This window comes from Dorea sp. 210702-DFI.3.125 (genome assembly GCF_020560945.1).
Classification (GTDB): Bacteria; Bacillota; Clostridia; order Lachnospirales; family Lachnospiraceae; genus Dorea; species Dorea formicigenerans.
In genome coordinates this window covers 15,491-32,560 of record NZ_JAJCNF010000002.1, presented here as the reverse complement: position 1 = coordinate 32,560, position 17,070 = coordinate 15,491, and the positions used below count along the sequence as shown (strand labels likewise).

18 protein-coding genes, 1 tRNA gene and 1 riboswitch are annotated in these 17,070 nt (G+C 40.8%); of the genes, 2 read left to right on the top strand and 17 right to left on the bottom strand.

Going from position 1 to position 17,070, the window contains the following annotated elements; all coding sequences use genetic code 11:
• Nucleotides 1-3: 3 nt before the first annotated feature.
• The 14 genes from LI164_RS01290 to LI164_RS01225 all read right to left on the bottom strand — a co-directional run bounded on the left by LI164_RS01290 (nt 4) and on the right by LI164_RS01225 (nt 11,891).
• The gene (locus LI164_RS01290; RefSeq protein WP_227086630.1) at nt 4-432 is read right to left on the bottom strand and encodes a C-GCAxxG-C-C family protein; all 429 of its coding nucleotides are present in this window, start codon (nt 430-432) and stop codon (nt 4-6) included.
• Nucleotides 433-466: 34 nt separating this feature from the next.
• Entirely contained in the window at nt 467-1,480 is a 1,014-nt protein-coding gene (locus LI164_RS01285; protein WP_173793589.1) for a phosphotransferase family protein, read from the bottom strand.
• Nucleotides 1,481-1,533: 53 nt separating this feature from the next.
• Nucleotides 1,534-2,865, bottom strand: a complete 1,332-nt coding sequence (locus LI164_RS01280) for a TIGR04283 family arsenosugar biosynthesis glycosyltransferase (protein ID WP_227086629.1) — start codon at nt 2,863-2,865, stop codon at nt 1,534-1,536.
• 144 nt (nt 2,866-3,009) lie between these two features.
• Nucleotides 3,010-3,993 (bottom strand): (Fe-S)-binding protein, encoded by a 984-nt coding sequence (locus LI164_RS01275; RefSeq protein WP_227086628.1) that lies wholly within the window; start codon nt 3,991-3,993, stop codon nt 3,010-3,012.
• On the bottom strand, nt 3,965-4,645 hold the full coding sequence (locus LI164_RS01270; protein ID WP_005334578.1) for a TVP38/TMEM64 family protein: 681 nt from the start codon (nt 4,643-4,645) through the stop codon (nt 3,965-3,967). The genes LI164_RS01275 and LI164_RS01270 overlap by 29 nt, the downstream gene beginning before the upstream one ends.
• Nucleotides 4,635-5,060: a hypothetical protein gene (locus LI164_RS01265; protein WP_227086627.1), complete on the bottom strand. Its 426-nt coding sequence runs from the start codon at nt 5,058-5,060 to the stop codon at nt 4,635-4,637. Before LI164_RS01265 ends, LI164_RS01270 begins: the two co-directional genes overlap by 11 nt.
• 107 nt (nt 5,061-5,167) lie before the next feature.
• On the bottom strand, nt 5,168-6,274 hold the full coding sequence (locus tag LI164_RS01260) for a sulfurtransferase (RefSeq protein WP_227086626.1): 1,107 nt from the start codon (nt 6,272-6,274) through the stop codon (nt 5,168-5,170).
• A gap of 127 nt (nt 6,275-6,401) precedes the next feature.
• Nucleotides 6,402-7,268, bottom strand: coding sequence for a rhodanese-like domain-containing protein (locus tag LI164_RS01255; RefSeq protein WP_005334579.1), 867 nt, complete (start codon nt 7,266-7,268; stop codon nt 6,402-6,404).
• A 34-nt stretch (nt 7,269-7,302) separates the two neighbouring features.
• A complete protein-coding gene (locus LI164_RS01250) occupies nt 7,303-7,635 on the bottom strand; it encodes an arsenosugar biosynthesis-associated peroxidase-like protein (RefSeq protein ID WP_005334581.1) in 333 nt (110 codons plus the stop codon).
• Nucleotide 7,636: 1 nt separating this feature from the next.
• Entirely contained in the window at nt 7,637-8,347 is a 711-nt protein-coding gene (locus LI164_RS01245) for a TVP38/TMEM64 family protein (RefSeq protein WP_005336906.1), read from the bottom strand.
• Between the two features lie 340 nt (nt 8,348-8,687).
• Nucleotides 8,688-9,233, bottom strand: a complete 546-nt coding sequence (locus tag LI164_RS01240) for a hypothetical protein (RefSeq protein WP_215684011.1) — start codon at nt 9,231-9,233, stop codon at nt 8,688-8,690.
• A gap of 63 nt (nt 9,234-9,296) precedes the next feature.
• A complete protein-coding gene (locus tag LI164_RS01235) occupies nt 9,297-10,502 on the bottom strand; it encodes a sirohydrochlorin cobaltochelatase (protein WP_227086625.1) in 1,206 nt (401 codons plus the stop codon).
• 206 nt (nt 10,503-10,708) lie between these two features.
• A riboswitch (cobalamin riboswitch) is annotated at nt 10,709-10,922 on the bottom strand.
• A 101-nt stretch (nt 10,923-11,023) separates the two neighbouring features.
• The gene (locus tag LI164_RS01230) at nt 11,024-11,722 is read right to left on the bottom strand and encodes a PolC-type DNA polymerase III (protein WP_005336890.1); all 699 of its coding nucleotides are present in this window, start codon (nt 11,720-11,722) and stop codon (nt 11,024-11,026) included.
• 1 nt (nt 11,723) lies between these two features.
• The gene (locus tag LI164_RS01225; RefSeq protein ID WP_005336888.1) at nt 11,724-11,891 is read right to left on the bottom strand and encodes a hypothetical protein; all 168 of its coding nucleotides are present in this window, start codon (nt 11,889-11,891) and stop codon (nt 11,724-11,726) included.
• 273 nt (nt 11,892-12,164) lie between these two features.
• On the opposite strand from LI164_RS01225, the gene LI164_RS01220 reads away from it, so the two are divergent.
• Nucleotides 12,165-12,683, top strand: coding sequence for a nitroreductase (locus LI164_RS01220; protein ID WP_022279402.1), 519 nt, complete (start codon nt 12,165-12,167; stop codon nt 12,681-12,683).
• Nucleotides 12,684-12,797: 114 nt separating this feature from the next.
• Here the strand turns inward: LI164_RS01220 and LI164_RS01215 are convergent, their stop codons facing one another.
• The 3 genes from LI164_RS01215 to LI164_RS01205 form a co-directional block, all read right to left on the bottom strand.
• Complete coding sequence (locus tag LI164_RS01215; protein WP_005334607.1) at nt 12,798-13,988, bottom strand: dicarboxylate/amino acid:cation symporter; 1,191 nt, start codon at nt 13,986-13,988, stop codon at nt 12,798-12,800.
• 205 nt (nt 13,989-14,193) lie between these two features.
• A tRNA-Arg gene (locus LI164_RS01210) sits at nt 14,194-14,267 on the bottom strand.
• Nucleotides 14,268-14,357: 90 nt separating this feature from the next.
• Entirely contained in the window at nt 14,358-15,947 is a 1,590-nt protein-coding gene (locus tag LI164_RS01205) for a PTS sugar transporter (RefSeq protein WP_117606792.1), read from the bottom strand.
• Nucleotides 15,948-16,133: 186 nt separating this feature from the next.
• Between LI164_RS01205 and LI164_RS01200 the strand changes: the two genes are divergently transcribed.
• Nucleotides 16,134-17,033, top strand: a complete 900-nt coding sequence (locus LI164_RS01200) for a bifunctional hydroxymethylpyrimidine kinase/phosphomethylpyrimidine kinase (protein WP_022279404.1) — start codon at nt 16,134-16,136, stop codon at nt 17,031-17,033.
• Nucleotides 17,034-17,070: the final 37 nt, after the last annotated feature.

Here is a 17,070-nt window from a genome sequence, read left to right as displayed (position 1 = left end):
CTGCTAGAATATCTCTTTTAGTATAGTGATACTATCTTTTACGACTTCCGGACAGAAATCAAATAACAATCCTTCATCCAGAATCTTCTGCATCTCTTCCGGCTTGGAAATATCATGCTTTAACAGCCCTTTACAATTACAGACAGCATATTTTTCCTGGAATTTCTGTAAAAATTCTGCACGTTTTGCATTCATAATATCCTTCTGCTCCATATGCTCCACTTCGCAATGTCCATATTTTAATCCAAGAACGATCATTGCTCCGACAACAGCACCACAAGTCTCACCAAGACCCATACCGCCGCCAAATGCTGCAGACATCTTGTAAGCTTCCTCTGTTGTAATTCCAAGCTCCTCTGCAAATGCTCCAACTACAACTTGTGAGCAATCAATTCCTTTCATAAATAACTCTGCAATTTCTTTTTTCTCCATAATATTTCTCCTTTCGTGTCATTTTCAAGAATATTTACGGCTCCAGATAGCCCCGTATATTTTTTAAGAAGTCCATATCCAGATATGCATTCAACTTTTTGAATGTGGATTCATTGAAAATCAACTTATCCGGCTGCTGGTATTGAACCCATGCCATAGCACACCATGTAATCCCGCGCAGACATGTGATTGGAATAAATGCATGAGTATGCTCCCGGATCATATCTGTCTTAAACCGATTTCCCACCGCTTTGATGTATGCATCAATAAACTTCTCCATCTCTTCTGAAGTAAGAATGACATCTGTCTTCCAGAATGTAGTCGTAGGTGCCAGGAAATGTCCCAGATCCTGGGCAGGATTACCAAATAGCGGCTTCTCCCAGTCAATCAGGTAATTGGACTTTCCTTTCCCGTTGATCAGGAGATTCGTAGAATTTAGTTCTGTATTAATGCAGCATTGATAACCACTTTCAAGCTGGATTTCTGCTTCCCGTTTCCAGCCAAGATCCAAAAGTTCACGGATATATGTTTTTTTCTCTCCATCTCCTAATGGTGATTCCAGATAGACCTTGAACATCTCCTCGCACTCCTCCAGAATCGCTTTCAATGGATTCTGTGGGTGTATAAGGATTTCTTCACTCTCTGGAATCGGGACACTGTGAATGTCTGCCAGACATGGGGCTGCCAGCATCAATTCTGTATGATAATCCATTGCATGACCCGGAAGGTATTCCATGACCAGAACGCCATGCTCCAATATTTTTTTGCTGCCATCTACATAAAGCACTTTTGGCGTCCTGCCAGAGCCTTCCATTAATCTTAACGCATGTGCTTCATATTCAATCTGATGCTCCAGATGCATCTGGCTTCCACAATTCACACGAAGTAGTAATTTCTTTCCTGTCACAGGGTGTGTAAATGCATAATTAATATTATACTCTCCCTGTGCCAGCAATTCGTAATTTTCCATCTTCTCTTTTGGCAATCCCAGTGCTTCTCTGTACTCTTTATTTTTCACATATTCTTCCAGACCTCTGATCCGCTCCATAGATTTTTTCCTCTACCTTGATATTTTTATTTCTTGAAATCCACTGCTATATTTTACCTTACGTCTCGGTACATCTTTGATATTCGGTCAATTGGTACCCCGTCCCGATACATCTTGCGAAGCCGATTCATTTTCCACATAACCTTAAGTTTCGGGATCGTCTTCTTTGGAAATCTGCGGTCAGATGTATAAATCCTGTGCTTTGCGATTCCAAGTTTTACGCCCATTTCCTTAAGAGTCAGTGAAAACTGATAATCCTCCATGATTGGAAGGTTCGGGAACATTCCCGCCTCAAAGAACAACTCCCTGTCTATGAAGATTCCCTGATCTCCAAACATGACCTTGCGGTCTTTGATCCGGTGATTGGAAATGACACGGCACGTCCACATAAAGAAATGCTTTGAATGAAATGCAATTCCAAAACACCCTGCCAGATGGTCTTTCATCACATAACGAATCTCCGCCAGCGGATGCTTCGGTAGCTCGCTGTCACTATGCAGGAAAAACAAAATATCCCCGGAACTTTCTTTTGCTCCCAGATTCATTTGATTTGCCCGGCCTTTTTCTGAATGAAGTACACGGAACCTGGAATCAATCATTGACAATGTCCGGTCTTTGCTTCCGCCATCTACAAAGAGAATTTCACATTTGTCCAAAAGAGGAATCAACTGTTTTTGCAGTGATTTTATCGTGGATTCTTCATTATAAATCGGAACAATAATAGAAATCTTCTGTTTTTTCAGAAGATAACGTCCAGTCTCACTTTTCTGCAATTCCAGAGTTTTACGCATCCGGTTTCGAAATTTACCAATATCTTCTTTCTCATCTATATCATGAAGCGTTCTTGCAAAACCAACTGTATAACCAGCCTCAAAAGCTGCTTTTGCTGTATTTTTCAAAACACTTGCATGGCTGTAAGTCTGTTTTTCAAACACCTCTCTCACTGGCTTCTTCATACCTACAAGATAATATCCACCGTCCTGCGTTGGTCCCAGAACAATGTCATGCACATCTAACAGACGAAATGCATAATCTAAATCTGCCTGCTTAATTTCCGGCACATCCGTTCCAATCAACACACAGGATCCATAATCTTTGGCAAGAACCCTCTGGATTGCCATGTACATTCTCTCTCCCAAAGATTCCCCCATCTGCGGAAAATAAATCTTGTCATCCCCAAATATATTCTTTAATGCAGCTCCTTTATTGTCCGGAGTGTAACAGATATAAAGATCCGCCTGTGTTTTTTGACATTGCCCGGCAATATCTTTCAAAAAGCAAGTGTGCAGCCCGGCACATTCCTGCGGCGAAAAATATGGCATCAGCCTTGTCTTTGTCTGCCCCGCCACCGGAACTCTTGTAAATACAATGATTGCTCTTCTCATCTTTTATCCCCATTCTTTTGTTGAATTGTCACCTGGTACGGAGTCATTTTTTTAACAAATGGAACTGTTCAGAGCCAACTTCCAAAATGCTACGCATTTTATACCTGTTTTTTGAAATTATGCTTGGCTCTGAACAGTTACAAATTATGTAAATTTCGTCTTCGCACGGTTGATCATGGATTTCTTCACATCCGGCTTTTCATAAGTCTTTAAAATCTCTGTCAGGAGATGTCTCACGTTCTGACAGCCTCCACGAGTCAGATTGCCGGAACAGGAAGCACAATAACTATATACTTTTTTCTCTCCTGCAAGTGCAGATGCCATGTGCTTTGCAATTTCCGGTTCTTTCACCGATGCACAGCCTCCAAGACCACAGCACTGTACTCCTTTTACCGATTCCAGACTTCCCTTCACGAATCGCTCTGCTGATGCAAGAATCTCTCTTTTCTCACGATCCGGACAAGGCAAAAATACTTTGCCGGACTCCAGATTCTTCTCACCGATCCCTAGTTCTTCAAGTTTTTCATAAATGTCTGTCACTTTAACCTTCAAATAGGGTTTCAAAAATGTATAACAGTTCGGGCAAAGCATGATAACCTCTTCCACGCCTCTTTTTTCAAACTCATCATTAATACGCTGTATAATTCTCTTTTCATCAACTTCCAGTCCAAGCTCCGCAATCGGCTTTCCACAACAGTCATAGGCAACTCCGATTCCATGTTCTTTCAGAAGCTTCACAAGCTTCTTCATTGTCTTTGGATAAAAAGAAGGAAAATTACACCCTGGGAAAAGGATGCATTTTCCAGTTGCATTACGATAATTTTTATAGATATAATCTTTCTTTTCTTTTAAGAGCATTCCATACCCTTTTTCGCGAAATGTCCCTTCTGCCTCCCGGACATTTTCCCGGCGAAGCTTTAGAATATAATCCCTCCCGTCAATCCCAATCGGGCAGACTTCTGTACATTTTCCACACAAAAAGCAATGATAAGATAATTCCTTCAGCTTTTCAGTGTCCCCAATATCAATGCCATATTTTTTCAGAAACTCACAATGCTTCTGACAGACATGGCAGTGTATACACTCTGACACATCATTTTTACTCTTCAATTTGTTCCTCCTGCACATAATGCTTCTTCAAAAATGCACCAAGCCCCATAACAACTACCGCCAGTACAAGTGCAATCCCTATATAAAGGATCCGGTTCTCTTTGTCTGCAAGTCCGGCTGTTCCAACCGTATACATAGCCGTTCCTGGCAACATAAAAATCAGAGAACATATAGAATATGTGGAGAATTTAATATCTGTTACCCCGTAGGCAAAATTCTGAAGATTGTATGGAAACAACGGGACCAGTCTTGTAATCATAAGAATAAAAATCTCGTTACTTCCCGTCTCATCAAACAGCCATTTTTTCAGATATTTATTTTTCATTGCCATCGGTTTGATACTGTCCTGAAGGAAAAATCGTCCCACAACAAATGCGACCATTGCTCCAAGCGTTGTCGCAACTGAGCAACAGATCGTTCCAAGTACCGGTCCAAATACCAGCCCCGCAATAATTGCAAATGTCACTCCCGGAAGTGCCAGAACAACACAACTTACAATCGTAAGCACTGTGTAGATCAACACCGCCAGAAGAAGATTATCCTGTACCATATTTTCCAAAAATTTCAAATTCTCTGTATTTCCCAGGTAGGCAGACCACCCGAAAATGTGATTGAGTACCAGAATCACAACAATAATTCCGATAAATATCCACATTTTTTTATTTTTCATTCTTCGTTATCCCCACTGCAATACCATTTCTCACAATCTGCATCAATGTAGCCGCCCCAAAAAGCGGCATTAAAAAGTAATATGCCGCAAGTGTTTCGATGGACTTAAATATTGTTATCCCAAGATAGACAATTCCCAGTACTGACATCGCCATGATCATAACCAGATCAATCTTTCCCAGCATCTCTTTTTTCTTTGTATATCCGGCAATAATCAGCACAATCAGCACAATTGCCACAACTACTGTAATATACTTTACTATACCATAAACCGCATTTTTCTGAAACTGCATATTGTGATAATTCACCCAGCGGAGCATGCCTAACTTCTTCTTTGTAAAGTACTGGATTGCATAAGCTCCAATCAAAAAAGCAATGGTCAGTAAATCAAAAAAAATGTAACTTATTTTTTTCATATTTCCTCCATAATACTGCTAAACGCTGTCACCGGAACCCAGTGACAGCGCTCATTTTTTTATTACTTTTCATTAATCTGATACTTTACTCCAAGTTCAGTACCGGATTATTTTGCAGCTTTTCCTGTCGGAAGCTCTCCAACTGTTGTATGCTGGCAGTCAGCACTTGCAGGATCACCAACCTGTACCGGATAGTCATCGTGCATTAACCACTCATACCATCCACCATCGTATACAGAAGTGTTATCGTATCCATTCTCATAAAGCACAAGGAATGGTACCGTTGCTCTCCAGCCTGTTCCACAATAGAATGCAAGGTGATTATCTAATGTAAAGTCACAGTCTTTCCAAACTTCTTTCAGTCCGTCCAGATCTTTTACAGTTCCGTCATCGTTCGTGAAGTCTGCAACATCTGCTGCAGTCTTGGCACCTTTTCCCCATACAGCTCCATCCGGCTCACCGGCTTTGTCCATATAGTTATATCCACTCGTCTTTCCAAGCCACTCTTCTTCACTTCTGATACTTACTAATTTGAAGTTGTCATCATTGGCAAGTTTATCTTTTGCTTCTTCGATAGATGTCCAGTACTCTGGATGAGCTGGTACAGTTGTTCCGAAATCTTTTGCTTCTGCTCCTTCATTTGCCTTTGTTTCTGTCTCGTATCCGGCTTTCTCCCATGCATCGATTCCACCATTTACAATCTTGACATCCTCAACACCAGCCCAGATATAAGCATAGGCTACACGCGCTGTTCCGGAAATATCTCCACCGTAAAGAACAACCTTTGTATCTTTTGTGATTCCGTGAGAAAGAAGATTCTTCTCAACCTCGTCTGCTGAAAGAAGATTGTATGCACCTTCCTCAGATCCTGTAGCATCCTCTACTTCAACATCACCGACATAAATTGCTCCTGGAATGTGACCTTTCTGATATGACTCACAATCCTTTGCATTATCACTGTAAGCTACCTCTGCAACTACTACATCCTCATAACCTTTCTGGTTACCATCCATAGCACTCTTTAACCACTCTGGTGTTACATATACAGTTCTCTGCTCTACAGCCTCAACATCTTTTGTCTCTTCTTTTGTATCTTTTGCTGTTTCTGTCTTAGTCTCAGACTTTTCATCTGATTTTGAGCTTGATCCGCATCCAACTGCAAGAGATGCAACCATTGCTGCACTTAAAAGTACCGCTAATACTCTTTTTTTCATTGTACGTTCCTCCTTATAGCTGTTGTGGAATCCGTCATGACAACATCTTCCAATTCTTTTATGCATGTCCAAATTGGAACATTTTTCGTTCCATGCCATACTATTGGCGTATTCTATCAATCACAATTTACTCTGTCACGAATGCAGCAGATACGTCCCCGTCTTTTGCACCATTCTCAATGATGTAAAGGTTATCTAAATCAAAGCCAGCGTCTTTCAGGATAGAGATTCCTGTCTTAGCACACTTGTTTCCGCTGTAGCAAAGAAGATATACTTTCTTGGAAGAATCCATCTTCTCTGTTGCCAGTTTGTACATAGCTGTCTGAGCATCTGCACTTTCAATCTCTTTTAATCCGCACTGGAAAGATCCTTTTAAGTGTCCTGCTTTGTATGTATCATCATCACGAACATCCAGAATCTGAACATCTTTGTCATCTACTGCTGCAACTGCATCTTTTCCAGATACATACTGCCAGTCGATGTTCTCTTCTGTACGGTCTGTTGTAAGAGCTCCGCTTACGTCAGCAAGTGCTTTTGCTCCACCCTCTACTGTGTAGATAGATGTTGACTCGATTCCTGCATCTCTTAATACACCTGTTGCTTTTTCAGCTCCACGCTTACCACTGTTACAGATGATGTAGATATCTTTTCCATCGTTCAGGTTCTCTTTTGCGTAATCTGTCATAGCGTCAACTAAGGAATCATCCTCTAATGGGAAGATTGGGCACCACTCAGAATTCTTAACTCTTCCAGTCACATAGTTATCCCACTCTCTTACATCGAGTACGTGAACTCCGTCAGCTTTCGCTGTATCCTCAGCAGATACATACTGATACTCATCGTCTGCCAACTCTTTTTTCTCCTCTGTTTTTGTATCTGTAGACTCTGTCTTTGTCTCAGATTTTGTGTCAGAACTGGAGTTTGATCCGCATCCTACAACCATAGATCCTGTCATTGCTGCTACTAATAATAATGTTACGACTCTCTTTTTCATGTTTTTAATCTCCTCAAATGTTTTATTTTAATTTTTAGAACTCTAATTTCTTTACGATGTTTTTCATCTGTACACCGTGAACCAGACTTGCACCGCCACGGATTGCTGCTGCCACATGGACAGCCTCTGTCATCTGCTCTTCTGTTACTCCCTTATTCAGACAGTCATTGGTATAAGCATCAATACAGTATGGGCACTGTACCGTGTGTGCCACAGCAAGTGCAATGAGAGATTTCTCTCTTGCTGTCAGTGCACCTTCTTCAAACACTGCATTATAGTAGCTGAAGAACTTCTCTGCTAACTCCGGTGCTTTTTCCCCAATGGTTCCAAACTTCGCCAGATCTTCCGGATTGTAGTAAGTATCCATTTCATATCCTCCCTTTTTCTTTTTTGGACTGCCGGTCCATATATATTTTTCTCAGCATAAAGATCAGTGCCGAGAGGGCAAACAAAATCATAAGCGCGGTCACAAATAACTTTGCACCGCCGGTCAACATGCCGCCAACGTAAGAGTACACAATTGTTGCCGGAAGCTGTCCGATTCCTGTTGCAATAAAGAATGACATAAATGACATAGATGTCAGTCCTGCCGCATAACTTACAATATCGAACGAAATAAATGGAAGCAGACGGCAGATCAGGATTGTATTCTTTCCATATCGTTCAAAAAATGTATCAATCTGAGCCAGTCCGCTCTTGCTTGTAAGTTTCTCTGCCACATCACGTCCCAGAATTCTTGCAATGTAGAAACATACAGCCGCTCCTGCCATAGCACTTGTCCAGGAAAGGATTGCTCCCTGCCACCATCCAAACAGATTCGCATTTGCGAATGTGAGCAAAAATGCCGGAAGCGGTGCTGCAATGGACTGAAAGATCATCAGTAAAAATGAGATTACAGCCGCATATGCTCCATAAGATGCCACAAAATCACGTACAACCGTAAAGTCTCCGCTTGCAAACATGGCAAATACCTTGTTCATCATTTTATTGACACCTGGGACTAAAAAATACACAGCGACTGCTGCAATCACTGCGATTAATAATACAACTTTCCCCAGCCAGTTCTTTTTCTCTTTCATATCTTTAAAATTCCCCTCTGAAATATGTAATGTCTGTTCATTTTATCAACAACTTTCTAACACGTCAAATTTATAATCTTTAACAACTCTATGTTATAAATCAGTTACGTTAATAGTACCTTTTTGTACTATTCTCGTCCAATTGTTTTTATTAATATTTTCTATTAATTATTAATTCTATCTATATATTCCTATAATAGGAAAAGTATGTTTTATTATTTTTTCATATAAAGTTCTGATAAAAATACAGAAACCTCTATCACGCTTTCTTTTTATTGCATTGATAGAGGTTTCCAATTACATACTATTCATTTCACATTTTGTTACAAAATAAAGCTTATTACTGTACCAATTCCGGATTGGACACACTGACTTTATGGTCATACCATTTACCCTTTGTTCCAACCAATGCCAGATCAAATTCATCGTCCAGTGTCGGTACCGGTACGTCAAAGGAATATACTTCCTTTGGCGCGGAACCATCAGAATAAGTAATCTCTGTTGTCTCTGACGGATCAATAAGATCTGCCCCGTCTTTCTGTGCATCTTCTGCTGAGCCTAAGAATAACTGTACGATATTTTTAGAATTCAATGTAATATGTACTGTCATCTTACCATCTTTAACAGTCAGCGTTGCTTTTCCGTCATTATAGTCCGGATTCTCGTGGAACATACCGCTGTCTGTATTAAAATCTACCTTATAAGTTCCATCTTCCAGCTCAGGCTCCTTCGCATCTTTGCTGTCAGTCTTTGCTTCTGACGCATCATCTTTGGAAGCTTCTGTTTTTGTGTCATCTTTCTTATCCGTATTACTTCCGCATCCGGCAAGCATTGTCATTGCCATACTGGCGGAAAGTAATAAAACTAATAATTTCTTTTTTAACATGTCCATTCTCTCTTTTCTAATTATTTTTCTTTATAATTGTACTCTGAAAATCTGACCTGTCAACTATTTAGCTTCAATTGCAGCTTTTGTATGTGCTACATAAATCTGCTGAATTGCATCAATCTCTCCAAGACCTGCAATCTGTGATTCTACACTGTCAAATGCTTTTGACGCTTCAAACTGGCTCTTCCATGAATCATCATCGTCTCCTGCCATATCATTGTTCGCATGATCTCCTGCAACAACCATCAGTGGACGAAGGATTACTTTCTTATATCCGGCCTCTTTGATTTTCTCAATGACTGCCTGACACTCTGTATCTTCCGGCTCACCTTCTACAGTTCCGATAAATACATTCTTATATCCAAGCTGCTCAATCTGTGTCTGCATCTGATCATAACTTACATTTGCAACGTGTGAAGTTCCATGTCCCATGAATACAAATGCGGTTCCATCTTCGGCTGCTGCATCAATGCTGTCATAGTTTGCTGTCTTAACTGCTTCGTCTGTGATTGCTTTTGCAACTGCTTCTTTGTCTGCATTGATAACTGTTGCATCTGCTCCAACTTCGCCGAGAAGAGGCTCAGCAATCTTTACAGATTCAAATTTATCTTTATATTTTTCCACTGTCTCTGATAACTCATCATACTCTGCGCCATGCATCAGATGTGTCGGCTGAACAACAAGGTTTTTAACTCCATTGTCTACTGCACGCTCCAGCGCCTGCTCCATGTTGTCGATCTTCTCATCATCACGGGCCTGTACGTGATTGATGATGATCTGAGCTGTAAATGCTCTTCTTACTGACCAGTCTGGATTAGCAGCCTGAAGTGCTTTCTCAATTCCACCGATATCTTTTGTACGGCTGTCATTGAATGATGTACCAAAACTTACAACAAGAAGTTCATTCTCACCAATCTCGTCCTGATTTAACGGATCATCTTTCGAAGCGTCACCTGTATCTCTTCCGAAGTAATCAGGATCTGCGTTTTCACCTTCTACTAATTCTTTTTGGGCATCTGTTAATGCGTCCCAGGCTTCCTTAGCTTCTTTGCACTGTTCATCTGTCTTGTCAGTTCTCTCCTGAACATAGATATCATCAATCAGTTTTGCCACCTTGTCTGCTGCCACCTGATCGCTGTCCTCCTTCGTATTCTCTGTCTTTGCATCACTCTTTGCGTCAGAACTTCCTGAATTTCCTCCACATCCTGCAAGCAGAGACATACTCATAGCTGCAGTAAGTAATACGACTACCAATTTTTTCTTCATCTTTCCATCCTCCATTTTTTTCTAAGATACAAAATAATTTTTCCGGAGGTTTTTTATTACATAAAAATTCATATAATAAAAAATCCCTGCCATTAAAAAATGAACAGAGAGTACGCAAAACAAACTATTGACGAAATTATCTTCCTTCCGTCAAATAGCCTTTCTATGTATTTCGTACTGCCAGTTCCTCGTGGCCTGAACAAATATGTTCCTGTACTGTGAAAGGCAGGTATCCCGGCTTATTGCTCAGGCGCTATAAAATCAGCCTTCCCGGTCTCCCAGTGGCATGTAGGATTCAAAGCTCGCAAAATACGGTGACGAGTTCGTACAGGATTCACACCTGTTTCCCTTTTCACCAGCCAGATAAATAACTTTTTATAATATCTTTCTCTGACTGACACCTCACGCATTTTTTATTCTTTTGTATCTTTAACTATTACTTTTACAATCTAACACATCTGATAATTACTGTCAATACATCAGCCTGTCAGACTGTATTCCATATTGGTTTCTCACTTCCATTACGGTCGGGATAAAATCCGGTCGATTTCTCTGGAAGCCTCACTCTTTGTCAGTGTATGTATGTCCATTTCCATAGAAATATTCTTCTGTTGCATAAGCCTTGTGAGAAATGCGATCTGTTTTGCGGTTATCGGTTCTTTTTTCTTCACTTTATATGCCAAGGGCTGTGGTTTAAAAACCTTCGGTTCCTTTTCCTCATAAAAATGCGCCATAGACTGATACAGTTTTGCGGTTGCCAGAGCATCATGATATGCACGGTGCGCCGCTGCATTTTCGATATGATAGTATTCGCAGAGTGCGCCAAGCTTTCTGGATGGGAGGTCTGCATGAACAACTTTGGCAATCTTAAGTGTATCAATTCCCATATGATCATAGGTGTAACCAAGTTCTTTTGCTTTTGTCTTCACAAAGCTGAAGTCGAACTGCACATTATGTCCAATCAGCGTATCCTGTTCGCAGAATTCAAGGAACTCCGGCAATACTTCGCCGCAGTTCCCTGCTCCTTCTACCATATCATTTGTAATTCCGGTCAGTTGCGTAATCATCGGAGGTATCCCGGCCTCCGGTTCAATAAAACGAATAAAACGGTCAACAACTTTTCCTTCCCGTACTTTCAATGCACCAATCTCAATAATCTCATTGTGCTCCGGGCTAAGTCCAGTCGTCTCTATGTCAAATGCAACATATGATTTTAACATCTTACTTGTCCGTCTCTTTCTCATCCATTGCTCTTACTTTGTCATTTGCATACAATACGCCGCGCATACAGCCATTGCCTTTCACATCTGGATAACCTTCCTCATTATAACAGACTGTAATCACACAGCCATTGCGACAACCAGTACAAGTAAATTTCAAATCTGACATTTTCTCTTCCTCCCCCGCGCCTTTGCGGACTGATGCATGATTCATTTTTTTCGCTACCCACGGATTTTTTTGTGCTATGCACTTCTTCAATCCTTAATATTACTAGTATAACATTTTGTTCATTTCTTAACAATGTACATATCTACCCATTTTGTCTATATTTACAAATTATTTTTCGTATTTTTATCTAAAATAGACAATGATTTTTCTTGTTTTTAATATTATACTGTACTTTAGATAAAAAGGTTAATTATTTTAAAAGGAGAGGTAATCATGAACGAAGTATTGAATAACATTTATACTCGAAGATCTATTCGTAAATTCAAAGAGCAGGACGTTCCAAAGGATCTCGTAGATGAGATTGTCAAAGCAGGAACTTACGCTCCAAGCGGCAAGAACTTACAGACATACCGATTCTATGTAATGCAGAATGCAGATTCTATTAAGAGTCTTCAGGATGTTGTAGCAAAGGGAATGGAGAACCCTGCTTACACATTATACGGAGCAAAGACAATTGTACTTGTTGCATGTGAGAAAGAAGCTGTCAACGGAGTCAGCGACTGCTCATGCGCGATTGAAAATATGCTTCTTGCAGCACACTCACTTGGACTTGGTGCATGCTGGATCAACCAGTTAAAATACTGTGGAGACAAAGCAGAAGTTGCTGATTACCTGGAAGGTCTTGGAATTGACAAAGACATGCAGGTTGTCGGAATGGTAGGAATGGGATATCCTGATGAAGAGCGCGAGGCTGCTAAGAGACAGGACGATCTTGTTACATATTTGAATTAGTTTTAGTTTCTTTGCATATAGAAATGGAGAGTGGTTTTGTTCCACTCTCCATTTTCTTATTCTCATACCAATGATATGTTTTCATTTTCTAAAATTCAAGAATGCCTCGACAATCTATAATTCTACAGATATGTTCTGCTTTTCTATTCCATGTTTTTCGGCATAACCGGTCAGGAATAATGTCAACGCTCCATCTCCCGTTACATTGCAGGCTGTTCCGAAGCTATCCTGAAGTGCGAAGATTGCAAGCATCAATGCTGTACCATCATCACCAAATCCAAGAACGCCTGTAATGAGTCCCAATGATGCCATTACCGTTCCTCCCGGAACTCCAGGGGCTCCAATGGCGAAAATCGCAAGCAGGACGCAGAACAGTACCAATGTCTGAATATCCGGTAATGTTCCATATAATACCTTGGACACGATCATACAGAAAAATACTTCTGTCAATACGGATCCGCACAGATGGATATTTGCAAACAGCGGCACACCAAAATCCACCATATCTTCTCTTAAAACTTTAGATTTTCTCGCACACCGAAGCGCAACTGCAAGTGTTGCGGCAGAAGACATCGTTCCAACTGCTGTAATATAAGCCGGTCCATAATGCTTTACGACTTCAATTGGATTCTTTCCAGAATAGACTCCTGCTACAACATACAGCACTGTCAGCCAGATATAATGTCCGATCATAACGATTACGACCGCACTGACAAATACCGGAAGCTGCTTTGTAATAGTTCCATCATATGATAAACAAGTGAATGTAAATGCAATAAACACTGGAAGAATTGGAATAATAATCTTTGACACAATTGCAAGTACAATATTTTGGAACTCATCTAAAATAGTAATGATCGTCTTTGCTTTTGTCCAGATTGCCGCAAGTCCGATTAAAATGGAAAATGCAAGAGCACTCATGACATTCATAATCTGCGGAATAGTCAGACCAAAAACATCTTCCGGCAATTCTTTTAAGCCTTCAATCTCTGACACAACCGGAAGATTCGGAATAATTGCATATCCAGCTCCCATAGAAAGAAGTGCTGCCAGTACGGACGACGTATATGCAACCATAAGTGCAACTCCAAGCATACGTGACGCATTATTTCCAAGCTTTGTAATAGACGGTGCAATAAATCCGATGACAATTAACGGTACTACAAAGTTAATGACCTGTCCCAGAATATTCTTTAATGGGACAACAACACTCATTACATTTTCCGGGAAAATCTGTCCAAAGATAATTCCAATAACAATACCAATCAATAATTTCACCGGAAGACTGCTAAATATTTTTTTCATACCCTACCTCACTCATTCTTCATGCTTAATAAATTTCTTCTATGTATAAATCATTCTACTTTTATCCCAATAAAGAAATTTATTAGTTGAAAATATTATGTTTATTATACAGTTGTCAAATATGTTTTGTCTACTTTTATCTTAGAAAAAGCAATTTCTTATAATAGAAAAAAGGCACATCCTTTCGGATATGCCTTAAATTCAACGTGCGCGAGAAGATTCGAACTCCCGACCTTCTGGTCCGTAGCCAGACGCTCTATCCAGCTGAGCTACGCGCACATTACTGTGTTCCGTTTCTCTTGTGTCCCTCACAGCAAAATCTATTATAGCGTAGGTCCCCCTGGTTGTCAACAAGTTTTTTCAACTTTTTCAAACTTTTTTCACTGGAATTTTTCCACTCTTTTTTCTCTCCAGCACATTTGCCGCCATCGTGATTGCAAATGCACATCCCATTGCAGCAATCATAGCCACTGCAAATGCCGGGCCTTTTCCTTCATTTGCCATAAACGGAGCAAGCACTGCCGGCACATAAGCGGTTCCTTTTACATTGAACAGTCCTACGATTGCTCCACCTACAGTTGCACTTGCCAGCGCTCCGGCAAAGACAATCTTGTTTGAGAACATGAATGGATAAGATGCCTCCACAAATGTTCCAAAACAGATATTGATAATGCAGCCTGGAAGTGCTACAGCCGCCTCACCTTTCTGCTTCGGCAGAATAATATTGGCAAGTGTGATTCCTGCAGATACCATGACAAGTCCTGTCATATCAATAGCTCCAAGGAAACTAAATCCCATTTCTTCCATTTCCAATAGTACAATCGGAAGAATTGCCGCATGGTAAACACCTCCAATAATTGCCGGCCAGATCAGAAGTCCTGCTACCGCCCCTGCAAGGAGGGCATTGTAATCAATACACATGTTGATCAGAGAACAGATACCATTTCCAATCCATAATGCTACAGGTGCAATAAGGAATTTTCCCACCAATCCAGCTGCCAGTCCACCAAGACCTCCCGAAGCAATATTAACTGTCGTACCCGGCACATTGTGACGGAAACAGAACACACTGATATAGTAAGCAAGCACACCTGCCAGGATTCCGATGATCAGTCCTCCCAGGATTCCTCCATCCACTGCCAGAATGCCGGCTACAATACCTGCAACAACTCCCACTTCATCAAGACCGGAAACCTGCTTAGCTGCAATTGCACAAATAACGATTGGAATTGAATTTACAAGTGTATCAAATACATCTGACAGACTTCCACATCCTGGAATCTTGCTGCACGCCAGACAAAGTGCCATGGCAATAAATGCCGGAAGACTTGTCATCATAATTCCGCGGAAATTAATGCGCTTCCATATATTTCCTTCTGCTTTTGATGCTGCATTTTCCCCTGTATTACCAATGACTGGCATATATTTAATTTTCCAGTATTTTGCAAGTGCTGTCGTAAATGCAACGGCTCTTGTACGATTCGTTGTTCCTGTTGTTCCAGATGCTGACAGAACATTACATCCCATGTTCTGCGTGAGCGCGACACCACTTCCGCCCGTTCCGGCCATCGGAATCTTCGTTCTTGCGCAGGCTTCCATTGCCTGTCTGTTAGCCCCGTCCGGACTGGCACTGACAAACATTACACCGTCAATTTCACCGTCATCAATCTTCTTCGCAAGTTTTGCGTCCACCTTCGCAGCTTCTACATTAACCTCTGTTAAAGTCCCCTGAAATACTGCCTGTACTTCTGTTCCATTCCATGTATATAAAGTTGCCGGACTGTCCGGTCCCACATTATCCAGACTGCCAGATGCCAGTACATACTGTACAAATGTGATCTCCATGTCTGCTGCCTTTGTCTGTCCGCATATTTCTTTCATCATTGCCGGCAGATTGTTCCCACCTTGTTTATATAGATTTCCACCACTGCTTCCTATAAATGCAATCTTTTTTCCCATTCCTTTATGTCCTTTCAGATTAAATCATATCATCATGCTACCTCGCTAACATGGTAGCGTGCTAAAGCAATGAAATAAGCTTACCATTTTCGAATGTATTTGTAAAGAGGAAAATATTATGCTACTATAAATATCTGGATTATTAAAACTATTATTTTAACGCAACATGAAAAAGGAAGAAACACTATGACTAAAAAGATTGCTGTAATAAATGATTTATCCGGATTTGGCCGTTGCTCACTGACAGCCGCAATTTCCGTCATCTCAGCCATGGGAATTCAAGCCTGTCCGCTTCCAACCGCAATTTTAACCGCGCAGACCGGATATCCGCACTATTACCTCGATGACTATACAGATAAAATGGATATTTACCGCCAGGAATGGCAGAAAATGGGACAGCATTTCGACGGTATCTACACCGGATTCGTCGCAAGCGAAGCACAAATTGATCAGATATTCCATTTCATAGATACATTTTATACATCAGATACATTTCTTCTCGTGGATCCGGTCATGGGAGATGATGGTATAAAGTACGATATGTTTACACCGAAGTTACTGGAAAAAATGAATGCGCTGGTCGGGGAAGCGGATATTATCACTCCTAATCTGACAGAGCTCTGCCTTCTGACTGATGCAGATTACGATGCAATCATAGATATTGCAGATACTCGTATTCTCATCGATGTGATTGGTGAATTAGCCTCCACACTTCTGCCACCGGATTCTGATAATTCAAATACATTGGATAGCAGGCAGACTTCCAAAAAAGAAAAAGAGATTATTGTAACCGGCATTCATTGTAAGAATGAACATGGGCAGAAAATGATGGGAAATCTGTACGTTTCCAAAGACACTCGAAAATTATTTGCATTTCCACATGTCGGAGGCAGTTATTCCGGAACCGGAGACCTCTTCGCTTCCTGCATTGCAGCCGGAAAGTGTCGTGGCGATGGTATTCCAGAACTGATCCAGTTATCCGGAACATTTTTAGAACAGGCAATCAAAGATTCCGCCGAAGAAAATGTACCTTATCCAGACGGAACAAACTATGAAAAATATTTGTATATGTTGATAAAAAAATAGAGTCCTGACACTCTGAAAAAATTAGGCAAGTGTCGCC

Excerpts from the sequence above, each read along its gene's own strand:
- LI164_RS01290 (WP_227086630.1), bottom strand. The coding sequence starts at position 432 with ATGGAGAAAAAAGAAATTGCAGAGTTATTTATGAAAGGAATTGATTGC.
- LI164_RS01285 (WP_173793589.1), bottom strand. The coding sequence starts at position 1,480 with ATGGAGCGGATCAGAGGTCTGGAAGAATATGTGAAAAATAAAGAGTAC.
- LI164_RS01280 (WP_227086629.1), bottom strand. The coding sequence starts at position 2,865 with ATGAGAAGAGCAATCATTGTATTTACAAGAGTTCCGGTGGCGGGGCAG.
- LI164_RS01275 (WP_227086628.1), bottom strand. The coding sequence starts at position 3,993 with ATGTGCAGGAGGAACAAATTGAAGAGTAAAAATGATGTGTCAGAGTGT.
- LI164_RS01270 (WP_005334578.1), bottom strand. The coding sequence starts at position 4,645 with ATGAAAAATAAAAAAATGTGGATATTTATCGGAATTATTGTTGTGATT.
- LI164_RS01265 (WP_227086627.1), bottom strand. The coding sequence starts at position 5,060 with ATGAAAAAAATAAGTTACATTTTTTTTGATTTACTGACCATTGCTTTT.
- LI164_RS01260 (WP_227086626.1), bottom strand. The coding sequence starts at position 6,274 with ATGAAAAAAAGAGTATTAGCGGTACTTTTAAGTGCAGCAATGGTTGCA.
- LI164_RS01255 (WP_005334579.1), bottom strand. The coding sequence starts at position 7,268 with ATGAAAAAGAGAGTCGTAACATTATTATTAGTAGCAGCAATGACAGGA.
- LI164_RS01250 (WP_005334581.1), bottom strand. The coding sequence starts at position 7,635 with ATGGATACTTACTACAATCCGGAAGATCTGGCGAAGTTTGGAACCATT.
- LI164_RS01245 (WP_005336906.1), bottom strand. The coding sequence starts at position 8,347 with ATGAAAGAGAAAAAGAACTGGCTGGGGAAAGTTGTATTATTAATCGCA.
- LI164_RS01240 (WP_215684011.1), bottom strand. The coding sequence starts at position 9,233 with ATGTTAAAAAAGAAATTATTAGTTTTATTACTTTCCGCCAGTATGGCA.
- LI164_RS01235 (WP_227086625.1), bottom strand. The coding sequence starts at position 10,502 with ATGAAGAAAAAATTGGTAGTCGTATTACTTACTGCAGCTATGAGTATG.
- LI164_RS01230 (WP_005336890.1), bottom strand. The coding sequence starts at position 11,722 with ATGTTAAAATCATATGTTGCATTTGACATAGAGACGACTGGACTTAGC.
- LI164_RS01225 (WP_005336888.1), bottom strand. The coding sequence starts at position 11,891 with ATGTCAGATTTGAAATTTACTTGTACTGGTTGTCGCAATGGCTGTGTG.
- LI164_RS01220 (WP_022279402.1), top strand. The coding sequence starts at position 12,165 with ATGAACGAAGTATTGAATAACATTTATACTCGAAGATCTATTCGTAAA.
- LI164_RS01215 (WP_005334607.1), bottom strand. The coding sequence starts at position 13,988 with ATGAAAAAAATATTTAGCAGTCTTCCGGTGAAATTATTGATTGGTATT.
- LI164_RS01205 (WP_117606792.1), bottom strand. The coding sequence starts at position 15,947 with ATGGGAAAAAAGATTGCATTTATAGGAAGCAGTGGTGGAAATCTATAT.
- LI164_RS01200 (WP_022279404.1), top strand. The coding sequence starts at position 16,134 with ATGACTAAAAAGATTGCTGTAATAAATGATTTATCCGGATTTGGCCGT.